Below are 1,151 nucleotides of genomic sequence, written 5' to 3'. Positions count from 1 at the left end.
CGCGTACGTGAGTGAGCCACGCCGATCGGACGCACACACAACCGAGCCGAGGCAAGCGGTGTCAAGCATCAGGTGAAGCCACTGCAGGCCGCCTGCTTTGCCACGCCGAACGGCGAGGTCCGCGAGGTGGTGTTGCACGCGGTGCGCGGGGCGAGCAGACGCTGCGCGAGCTGGTCCACGATGCGCGTGGCACGGGCACGCTGCCGCCCACGCCCACCACTGACCGATGTCGGTCCTCGGTGGCGTAGGGGCTTGTGCGTGTGCGATGCCTCTATGGGCGATGTGAGAATGGGACTAAGGGCTGGGGGTCAGAGGGCGTGGCTGTCCGGCCCGCCGACCTCCGGCAGTGAGAGGAGGCGGTCCCCGTGACGTCGGTGAAGGAGATGCTCGCCACGTACCCGGCCGACCTCGGTCGAGTCGACCGAGAGAAGCTCTCCAAGTGCATCGAGGAGTGCATCGCCTGCGCCCAGGCGTGTACCGCGTGCGCTGATGCCTGTCTGTCGGAGGGCATGCCGGCCGAGCTCGCGAAGTGCATCCGCACCAACATGGACTGTGCCGACATCTGTAATGCCACCGCGTCGGTCCTGTCCCGCCACACCGGCTACGACGCCAATATCACCCGCACCATTCTCCAGGCGTGCGCCAGCGCGTGTAAGGCATGCGCCGATGAATGTGGCCGCCACACCCACATGGAGCACTGCCGCCTCTGCGCCGAATCCTGTCGCTCCTGCGAAACGGCCTGTAACGATCTGCTCCAGGCCCTCGGCTGACGCGACACGCGTCCACACCGGCGACCTGCAGGCGATACGACCGGCGTGGTGATCACGTGCCGAACGGCGGCCAGTGACCAGGCGACCTGGGCGGGGCAGTCGGCTGCCCTGCCCAGGTCGTGATCACCGAACGTCTGGGTCAGGGCTGCGGTGTGGAGAGTTCCGGTGCTGGGTGGACAGATCAGCGCCGGGCTTGTCATGAATGCGGGGTGGTCTCCACCGCGAAGCAGGTTATGTGAGACTGAAATCGAGTAGCACGGTCACCGCAGAACAAGAGGTCGGTACACCAGCCCAGATAGCGGTGACCGACGTGAAATCGTCCCTTCCGAGTGGGCCTACGGAGGTGTAGTCCAGTGTCGGAGAAGGACTCAGCGGGAACCG

At 66.1% G+C, this 1,151-nt stretch carries 1 protein-coding gene; it reads left to right on the top strand.

Features of this window, described 5'->3' with window-relative positions; translation table 11 throughout:
* Positions 1–383 precede the first annotated feature (383 nt).
* Complete coding sequence (locus VXC91_RS45890) at positions 384–770, top strand: four-helix bundle copper-binding protein (protein ID WP_329513252.1); 387 nt, start codon at positions 384–386, stop codon at positions 768–770.
* Positions 771–1,151 lie beyond the last annotated feature (381 nt).

The sequence above is a fragment of the Streptomyces chiangmaiensis genome, assembly GCF_036281785.1.
In the GTDB taxonomy this organism is placed as follows: domain Bacteria; phylum Actinomycetota; class Actinomycetes; order Streptomycetales; family Streptomycetaceae; genus Streptomyces; species Streptomyces chiangmaiensis.
This window is presented reverse-complemented; position numbering and strand designations above follow the sequence as displayed.